6 protein-coding genes are annotated in these 9,018 nt (G+C 69.4%); 5 read left to right on the top strand and 1 reads right to left on the bottom strand.

All coding sequences use genetic code 11. The features are described 5' to 3' along the window. Positions 1 to 173: 173 nt before the first annotated feature. Entirely contained in the window at positions 174 to 2,975 is a 2,802-nt protein-coding gene (gene acnA / locus ACFXGJ_RS14075) for an aconitate hydratase AcnA (RefSeq protein ID WP_378620671.1), read from the bottom strand. A gap of 381 nt (positions 2,976 to 3,356) precedes the next feature. Here acnA and ACFXGJ_RS14070 point away from each other — a divergent pair, with 381 nt between their 5' ends. From ACFXGJ_RS14070 to ACFXGJ_RS14050, 5 genes are all read left to right on the top strand, one after another. Then, the gene (locus tag ACFXGJ_RS14070; RefSeq protein ID WP_378620668.1) at positions 3,357 to 3,866 is read left to right on the top strand and encodes a DUF6676 family protein; all 510 of its coding nucleotides are present in this window, start codon (positions 3,357 to 3,359) and stop codon (positions 3,864 to 3,866) included. A 398-nt stretch (positions 3,867 to 4,264) separates the two neighbouring features. After that, the gene (locus ACFXGJ_RS14065) at positions 4,265 to 5,884 is read left to right on the top strand and encodes an NlpC/P60 family protein (RefSeq protein ID WP_378620666.1); all 1,620 of its coding nucleotides are present in this window, start codon (positions 4,265 to 4,267) and stop codon (positions 5,882 to 5,884) included. Positions 5,885 to 5,953: 69 nt separating this feature from the next. Continuing rightward, positions 5,954 to 7,039 carry an AAA family ATPase gene (locus ACFXGJ_RS14060; protein WP_378620664.1) on the top strand — a complete coding sequence of 362 codons (1,086 nt, stop codon included), beginning with the start codon at positions 5,954 to 5,956 and terminating at the stop codon, positions 7,037 to 7,039. Continuing rightward, a complete protein-coding gene (locus tag ACFXGJ_RS14055; protein WP_378620662.1) occupies positions 7,036 to 8,001 on the top strand; it encodes a DUF58 domain-containing protein in 966 nt (321 codons plus the stop codon). The genes ACFXGJ_RS14060 and ACFXGJ_RS14055 overlap by 4 nt, the downstream gene beginning before the upstream one ends. Then, positions 7,998 to 8,978 carry a VWA domain-containing protein gene (locus ACFXGJ_RS14050; protein WP_378620659.1) on the top strand — a complete coding sequence of 327 codons (981 nt, stop codon included), beginning with the start codon at positions 7,998 to 8,000 and terminating at the stop codon, positions 8,976 to 8,978. Before ACFXGJ_RS14055 ends, ACFXGJ_RS14050 begins: the two co-directional genes overlap by 4 nt. The last annotated feature ends 40 nt before the right edge of the window (positions 8,979 to 9,018 follow it).

Here is a 9,018-nt window from a genome sequence, read left to right as displayed (position 1 = left end):
GGGGCCCCTTCGAGGTTGTGGCCCCCCCGCGGGGGGTGGGGGCCCTCCCGCCCCTGGGCACCGGCGCCGGCGGGTGGGGTCCGGCGCGGGCGGGCCGCCGACGAGACGTCCCGGGCCCGCCGCCTGTGCACTGCGTGCGTGTCAACCGACTGTGCGTGTCAACAGATCGGAAATCAGCCCCGGATCATGTTGCGCAGCACGTACTGCAGGATGCCGCCGTTGCGGTAGTAGTCCGCCTCGCCGGGGGTGTCGATGCGCACGACCGCGTCGAACTCGACCTTGCTGCCGTCGCCCTTGGTGGCGGTGACCTTGACCGTCTTCGGGGTGACGCCCTCGTTGAGCTTCGCGATCCCGGCGATGTCGAAGACCTCGGTGCCGTCCAGGCCCAGCGACGCGGCCGACTGGCCGGCCGGGAACTGCAGCGGGACGACGCCCATGCCGATGAGGTTCGAGCGGTGGATGCGCTCGAAGGACTCGACGATGACGGCCTTGACGCCGAGCAGGCTGGTGCCCTTGGCCGCCCAGTCACGCGACGAACCGGAGCCGTACTCCTTGCCGCCCAGGACGACGAGCGGGATGCCCGCCTTCTGGTAGTTCTGCGAGGCGTCGTAGATGAACGACTGCGGGGCGCCCTCGAGGGTGAAGTCGCGGGTGTAGCCGCCCGAGACGTCGTCGAGGAGCTGGTTGCGCAGGCGGATGTTCGCGAACGTGCCGCGGATCATCACCTCGTGGTTACCGCGCCGCGAACCCAGCGAGTTGTAGTCCTTGCGCTCGACACCGTTGGCGTCGAGGTACTGGGCTGCCGGGGTGCCGGGCTTGATCGGGCCGGCCGGGCTGATGTGGTCGGTGGTGACCGAGTCGCCGAGCAGTGCGAGCACGCGAGCACCCGAGATGTCGGTGACCGGGGTGGTCTCCATCGTCATGCCGTCGAAGTACGGCGCCTTGCGGACGTAGGTCGACTTCTCGTCCCACGCGAAGGTGTCGCCCTCCGGGGTGGCCAGGTTCTGCCAGCGCTCGTCGCCCGCGAAGACCGTGGCGTAGGACTTGCGGAACATGTCCTGGCTGATCGCCGACTTGATGGTGTCGTCGATCTCCTGCGCGGACGGCCAGATGTCCTTCAGGAAGACGTCGTTGCCGTCCTGGTCCTGACCCAGCGCGTCGGTCTCGAAGTCGAAGTCCATGGTGCCGGCGATGGCGTACGCGATGACCAGCGGCGGGGACGCCAGGTAGTTCATCTTCACGTCGGGGGAGATGCGTCCCTCGAAGTTGCGGTTGCCGGACAGGACCGCGGTGACCGACAGGTCGTTGTCGTTGACCGCCTTGGAGATCTCCTCCGGCAGCGGGCCGGTGTTGCCGATGCAGGTGGTGCAGCCGAAGCCGCCGAGGTAGAAGCCGAGCTTCTCGAGGTACGGCCACAGGCCGGCCTTCTCGTAGTAGTCGGCGACGACCTGCGAACCCGGGGCCATGTTGGTCTTGACCCACGGCTTCGACGTGAGGCCCTTCTCGACCGCGTTGCGGGCGAGCAGCGCTGCGCCGATCATCACCGACGGGTTCGAGGTGTTGGTGCAGGACGTGATGCCCGCGACCGCGACCGCACCGTGGTCGAGGACGAACTCGCCACGCTCGGACTTGACCTTCACCGGCTTGCTGGGGCGGCCGTGCGAGCCGTTCGCGGCGGACGGCACCGCGACGACCTCGTCGGAGGCGGTGCCGTGCTCGACCGGGTCGGACGCGGGGAAGGACTCCTCGACGGCCTCGTCCAGTGCGGAGTGCGCGGCGGCGGTGCCGTTGGTGACGTAGGTGGCGATGTCGCGACGGAACGCGGCCTTCGAGTCCGACAGCAGGATGCGGTCCTGCGGGCGCTTCGGGCCGGCGATCGACGGCACGACGGTGCCGAGGTCCAGCTCGAGGTACTCGGAGTAGGCGGGCTCGTGTGCGGCGTCGTGCCACATGCCCTGCTCCTTGGCGTACGCCTCGACGAGCGCGAGCTGCTCGTCGCTGCGGCCGGTCAGGCGCAGGTAGTTGATGGTCTCGCCGTCGATCGGGAAGATCGCTGCGGTGGAACCGAATTCGGGGCTCATGTTGCCCAGGGTGGCGCGGTTGGCCAGGGGAACCTCGGCCACGCCGGCACCGTAGAACTCGACGAACTTGCCGACCACGCCGTGCTTGCGCAGCATGTCGGTGACGGTGAGCACGACGTCGGTCGCGGTCACGCCCGGCTGGATCTCGCCGGTGAGCTTGAAGCCGACGACGCGCGGGATCAGCATGGAGACCGGCTGGCCGAGCATGGCTGCCTCGGCTTCGATGCCGCCGACGCCCCAGCCCAGCACGCCGAGGCCGTTGACCATCGTGGTGTGCGAGTCGGTGCCGACGCAGGTGTCCGGGTAGGCCTGGCCGTTGCGGGTCATGACGGTGGGGGCGAGGTACTCGATGTTGACCTGGTGCACGATGCCCATGCCCGGGGGGACGACCTTGAAGTCGTCGAACGCGCCCTGGCCCCAACGCAGGAACTGGTAGCGCTCGCCGTTGCGCTGGTACTCGAGGTCGACGTTGCGCTCGAGGGCGTCGGCGCGACCGAAGACGTCGAGGATGACCGAGTGGTCGATGACCATGTCGGCGGGGGAGAGCGGGTTGACCTTGTTCGGGTCGCCGCCGAGGGTGGCGACGGCCTCACGCATGGTGGCGAGGTCGACCACACAGGGCACGCCGGTGAAGTCCTGCATGATCACGCGGGCGGGGGTGAACTGGATCTCGACGCTCGGCTCGGCCGACGGATCCCAGCTCGCGATGGCGCGGACGTGGTCCGCGGTGATGTTCGCGCCGTCCTCGGTGCGCAGCAGGTTCTCGGCGAGAACCTTGAGGGCGTAGGGCAGCTTCTCGGTGCCGGGAACGGCCGAGAGTCGGAAGATCTCGTAGGAGTTGTCTCCGACCTCGAGGTTTCCCTTGGCGCCGAATGAATCAATACTGGTGCTCACGTCAGCTCCACTCGTCTTTGAGGTGCGCCGTCGACGGGGCTGTGCCGACGGCTGAAGCGAGGCTCGTCGGGGCGAACGGGCAGTGGACGAACCAGAAGTCTGGTGTAGTCGACCGGTCGCTCCGAGAGCATCTCGCGGCAAGTCTAACAGTACGCTTGTCCTGTGAAGTGCTCGGGGCGGATTGCCACCCCTGGTGTTTCACCCGGTGCGCACACCGGTCGATCCTCGTCGAGACGGGCTCGGTCCGCAACGCGTGGAACTGCGGTCCGCGGTCGCGCGAGCGGTGTCACGTAATGTGCTGGGCGATTGTCCGATAGTCACCTCAGTGTTCGACGCAGAGGGCGCTCGTCGCCCTGTCACCTAGACCGATCCGGATGAAAGATGCCTGCTGCCTTCATCGCGTTCCGCCCGGCTCACGCCGACATCCCGCCCGAGGTGAACATCGACACCGTCGTCGCCGACGTGTCCGACGACGGGGTGTCCGCGCCTACGGCGGACGTGCCGGGGCTGGTGGCCGTCGTCGACCGCGCGCGTGAAGAGGGCATCAAGCTCTCGGTCGTCGTGTTGAAGGACAACCCCGGCCGCGACTCGCAGCTCCGCGACATCGCCACCGAGGTCGGTAAGCACGAGGGCGGAACCGTTCTCGTGCTGAGTCCGAACTGGGTGGGCACCTACAGTGACGCGCTCAGTCGCGTTTCCGTCGAGGACGCCCAGGACAAGGCATACACCGGCAACGCGGTCGATTCCGCGAACCAGTTCCTCGACGAGGTCGTGCGTCCCGAGGCGCCGTACGGGTTGATCACGGTCGGCCTGGTGGTGATCGTCGGGGGCGCCGCCGCGGCGACCTGGTTCGTCCGCTCGCGTCGCATCGAGAGCGGCCGAGAGTCCTGATCGCGGCGGCACGGGTGTGCCGATCGCCGGGCGGCCGACCGCCCGCCGAAATACCGACTCGGTAAATATCTTTCGCCCGACGGGCGTGTGCACTGGTCTTTCCCAACTCAGCGCTGTAATTACTGTGTTGTTCTTTGTGACTGGAGTTTCGTTAGTGGGCAAAGTGTCGTACGGTGCCATTGGCACTTTTTGGGGAAGAAGTGTCGCTATGGGCAGTGTGGCCACGGAAGTGACGCACGGTCCGCGGTGCTCGCGGTGAACCTCACGCGGGCGTCGAAGCACGCACGCCTTCCCCTGACGGGCGCAACCACAAGGGATGTGCGGCCGGGCTCCAATGCAGCACGGGGCCCAGCTGCACGACCGGTTTCGGTGTGGTGGCAGAACCGAGGGAGACACTTGTGAGGCCAGGGGCACCGCGCGGAACCCACCGCCGCGGATTCTCACGTGCGAGAACCCGCAGCGCACAACTACTTGTCGGTTTCGCCGTCGCGACGTCCCTCGTCGCCGGCACACCCGGCCTCGCGTCCGCGGTCCCGCCGCCACCACCGAACCCCAGCGACACCGACCTGCAGCAGGCCACGGCGGGCGTGGACTCGCGACTGGGTCAGGTCGGCGCCCTCGTCAACGCGGTGGCCGAGGCGGATCAGCAACTCACCGCACTCGACGACGCCGTCGCGATCAAGCGTGAGGGCGTCAACAAGGCGCTCGTCGACCTGCAGAACGCCCGCGACATCGCGGGCGTGGCAGCCGGGGCGGTCGGGAGCACCCTGCAGGCGCTGCGCGACGCCGGCGCCCAGATCGAGTTGGCCCAGACGAAGTTCGACGAGTTCGCGGCGAACACCTACCGGCAGGGCACGGGTGTCGCCTCGTTCGCCTCGTTCCTCGGGTCCCAGGGGCCGGGCGACGTGCTCGACCGCGCGCAGCTGATGAAACTGCTTGCCACGAACCGCAGTTCAGTGCTCGACGGCCTGCAGCGCGCCAGGACGGCCGAGGCGAACAAGAACTCCGCGGCCCGGCACGCGAAGCAGCAGGCCGACGACGCGGCGTCCGCGGCAGAGTCTCGAAAGGCCGACGCAGAGAACGCGATCCAGGTCGCACGCGCTGCGCTCGCCGAGCAGGCGGGCAAGAAGGCGCAGGTGGAGGCGCAGAAATCGGCGGCCGAGGCAGCGCTGGCGGCCGCTCGCGACAACGTGTCCGGCCTGCAGAGTCAGCGCCAGGCCTTCGTCAACTGGGACACCCAGCGTGCCGCCGAAGCGGCAGCCGCGGCCGCCGCGGCCGAGGCCGCGAAACAGGCTGCGGTGCAGGCGGCCGCCCGGGTGGCGGCGAACCAGGCAGCGGCCGAACGGGCCCGCCAGCTCGCCGAGGGGCAACGCGCGCACACCCAGATCGAGGACGACCCCGCCGCCGGTCAGTCGGGCACGACCACGCCGGGGGATCAGTCCGGGACAGGCACCTCGGGGACGGCGACGCCGGGCACGGACGAGTCCGACAGCGACGAGTCGGACAGTGACACGCCGACGACGGCACCCAGCAAGCCGCCGACCTCCAAGCCGTCGGTCAAGCCCAAACCCAAGCCGAAACCGTCGGTGACCGGCAGCTCCGCGGTGGAGACGGTCATCGACCGCGGCATGTCCCAGCTCGGTATCACCTACGCCTGGGGCGGCGGCGACGAGAACGGCCCCACCCTCGGAATCCGGGACGGTGGCGTGGCCGACAGCTTCGGCGACTACAAGAAGGTCGGGTTCGACTGCTCGGGTCTGATGATCTACGCCTTCGCGGGGATCGGGGTCTCGCTGCCGCACTACACGGGCTATCAGTACACGGCCGGTGAGCAGATCCCGAGCGCGCAGATGAAACGCGGCGACATGATCTTCTACGGGCCCAATGCCAGCCAGCACGTCGCGCTGTACCTTGGCAACGGGGAGATGTTGGAGGCGCCGGAATCCGGCTCCAAGGTCAAGGTCTCGCCGCTGCGCTGGGGTGGCATGACTCCCTACGTGGTCCGAATGGTTTCCTGACCCACCTGCTCCCGAGCTGGGAGCGCGGACCGGGTCGGGAGTGGTCGATGTGAAAGCGGTGGATTCTTGGTGACGTCAGCGGACGGGGCCGGCGGCGCGCCGAGTGCGCAGCACGGGGTCGAGTCGGATGTGCAGCTCCTCGAGAAGGTGATCTACGAGGTCAAGCGGGTCATCGTCGGACAGGACCGGCTGGTCGAACGCATCCTCGTCGGACTGCTCGCGAAGGGGCACGTGCTGCTCGAGGGCGTGCCGGGTGTTGCCAAGACGCTGGCCGTCGAGACATTCGCGACCGTGGTCGGCGGGTCCTTCTCACGCGTGCAGTTCACTCCCGACCTGGTCCCCACCGACCTGGTCGGCACCCGGATCTATCGGCAGGGTCGCGAGGAGTTCGACACGGAACTCGGTCCCGTCGTCGCGAACTTCGTGCTCGCCGACGAGATCAACCGGGCGCCCGCCAAGGTCCAGTCCGCGCTGCTCGAGGTGATGGCCGAGCGGCACGTGACCATCGGCGGCAAGACCTTCCCGATGCCCGAGCCCTTCCTGGTGATGGCCACCCAGAACCCGATCGAGAACGAGGGCGTCTACCCGCTGCCCGAGGCGCAGCGCGACCGCTTCCTCTTCAAGGTCCTCGTCGACTACCCGACGGTCGAGGAGGAGCGCGAGATCGTCTACCGGATGGGCGTGGCCGCCCCCGAGCCCCGCGAGGTGCTCGGCACCGACGACCTCATCCGACTGCAGAAGGCGGCGAGCGGGGTGTTCGTGCACCACGCGCTCGTGGACTACGTCGTGCGCGTCATCGCGGCCACCCGCACGCCGGCGGACCTCGGGCTGACCGACGTCGCGGGCTGGATCTCCTACGGCGCCTCGCCGCGCGCCACCCTGGGCATCATCTCGGCCTCGCGCGCGCTGGCGCTGCTGCGCGGCCGCGACTATGTGGTCCCGCAGGACGTGCTCGAGGTCATCCCGGACGTGCTCCGGCACCGGCTGGTGCTGTCCTACGACGCGCTGGCGGACGAGGTCACGCCGGACGACGTCATCACCAAGGTGCTGCAGACGGTGGGCCTGCCCCAGGTCGCCGCGCAACCGGTCGCGCCGGTGACGCCGGCCGCACCCGCGCCCGCGCAGCCCGCGGCGGTGGGTGGCGCGCAGCGGTGACGAGCCGGTCGGACGGCAACACGACGCTGCCCTCGTTCCGTGCCGGTGAGCTCCGCGACGCCGAACTCACCGCGGCCCTGCGGACGCTCGAGCTGACCGTTCGTCGGCGCCTGGACGGGGTCCTGCACGGAGAGCACCTGGGCCTGATTCCCGGACCGGGCACCGAACCGGGCGACGCCCGGGAATACCAACCCGGCGACGACGTGCGTCAGATGGACTGGTCGGTCACCGCCCGTACGACCCACCCGCACGTGCGCCAGTCGGTCGCCGACCGCGAGCTCGAGACATGGCTGGTGGTGGACCTGTCCGCCAGCCTCGACTTCGGCACCGTCGGCGCCGAGAAGCGGGACCTCGCGGTGGCGGCCGCCGCCGCGGTCGCGCACCTGACCAGCGGCGGCGGTAACCGGATCGGTGCGATCGTGGCGACCGGCGAACGCACGGTGCGCATCCCGGCGCGCGGGGGCAGGCTGCACGCGCACGCGATGCTCCGCACCATCGCGTCCACGCCGCACGCCCCGGACGGGGTCCGCGGCGACCTGCGCGGCGCGATCGAGTCCCTGCGCCGCCCGCAGCGCCGCCGCGGCCTCGCGGTGGTCGTCAGCGACTTCCTCGGACCGATCGACTGGGAACGCTCGCTGCGTGCGCTCTCGGGCCGACACGATCTGCTCGGTGTCGAGGTGCTCGATCCCCGGGACCTCGAACTGCCCGATCTCGGCGAGGTGGTCCTGCACGACCCCGAGACCGGGCGCACCCGCGAGTTCCACACCTCCCCGCAGTTGCGGGCGGACTTCGCGGCGGCGGCCGCGGCCCACCGGGGCACCGTGGAGCAGACGCTGCGCGGATGCGGCGCACCGGTGCTGAGCCTGCGCACCGACCGGGACTGGATCGCCGACGTCGTTCGCTTCGTCGCGGCTCGCAGGCACAGCTATGGTGCTCGGGTGAATCGAGCGCCCCGGCAGTGAGTCCGATCGACTTTGCGTCACCCTGGTGGTTGGCGTTCCTTCTCGTGGTGGCCGCGCTCGCGGTCGGCTACGTGCTCGTCCAACGGGGACGGCGCAAGCGGGTGCTGCGGTTCTCGAACCTCGAACTGCTCGAGAAGGTCGCCCCGGCGCGGCAGAGTCCGTTGCGGCACGTGCCGACCGCACTGGTGCTGTGCGGGTTGCTGCTGCTCACCGTCGCGCTGGCGGGCCCGACATCCGACAAGCGGGTGCCGCGCAACCGCGCGACCGTCATGCTGGTGATCGACGTGTCGCTGTCGATGAAGTCGACCGACGTCAAGCCGACCAGGCTGGCCGCGGCGCAGGAGGCCGCGAAGGCGTTCGCGGACGGGCTGACTCCGGGCATCAACCTCGGGCTCGTCGCATTCGCCGGCACCGCCTCGGTGCTGGTCTCGCCCACCACCAACCGCGAGGAGACGAAGGCCGCGATCGACCACCTGACCCTCGCCGAGCGGACCGCGACGGGCGAGGCGATCTTCACCTCGTTGCAGTCGATCGAGACCCTCGGCGCGGTGCTCGGCGGCGGCGACCAGGTGCCACCCGCACGCATCGTGCTGCTCTCGGACGGCAAGCAGACCGTCCCGAACTTCCCCGACGACCCCCGCGGCGGCTACACGGCGGCGCAGCAGGCGAAGGAGAAGGGTGTGCCGATCTCGACGATCTCGTTCGGGACGTCGTACGGAACGGTCGACATCGGCGACGAGCGGATCGGGGTGCCGGTGGACGATCCGTCGTTGCGGGAGATCGCGAAGCTCTCGGGCGGTACGTTCTTCACGGCGTCGAGTCTCGAGGAACTACGTAACGTGTACGACACCCTCGAGGAGCAGATCGGTTTCGAGACCGTTCGCGGCGATGCCAGCCGCGTGTGGCTGGTGCTCGGGGTACTGTGCACCGCCGCGGGTCTCGGGATGGCGCTGCTGTTGCGACAACGACTCCCGTGAGCTGTTGGCTGCGGTCACGACCAGCTCCGACCCCCATCCG

The organism is Rhodococcus sp. NPDC059234 (genome assembly GCF_042754225.1).
Classification (GTDB): Bacteria; Actinomycetota; Actinomycetes; order Mycobacteriales; family Mycobacteriaceae; genus Rhodococcus_G.
The sequence above is the reverse complement of the archived record's forward strand: the minus strand, read 5'-3'. Positions and strand labels throughout refer to the sequence as shown.

Bases quoted from the DNA above. Each gene is read 5' to 3' on its own strand.
- ACFXGJ_RS14070 (WP_378620668.1), top strand. From the start codon at position 3,357: ATGCCTGCTGCCTTCATCGCGTTCCGCCCGGCTCACGCCGACATCCCG.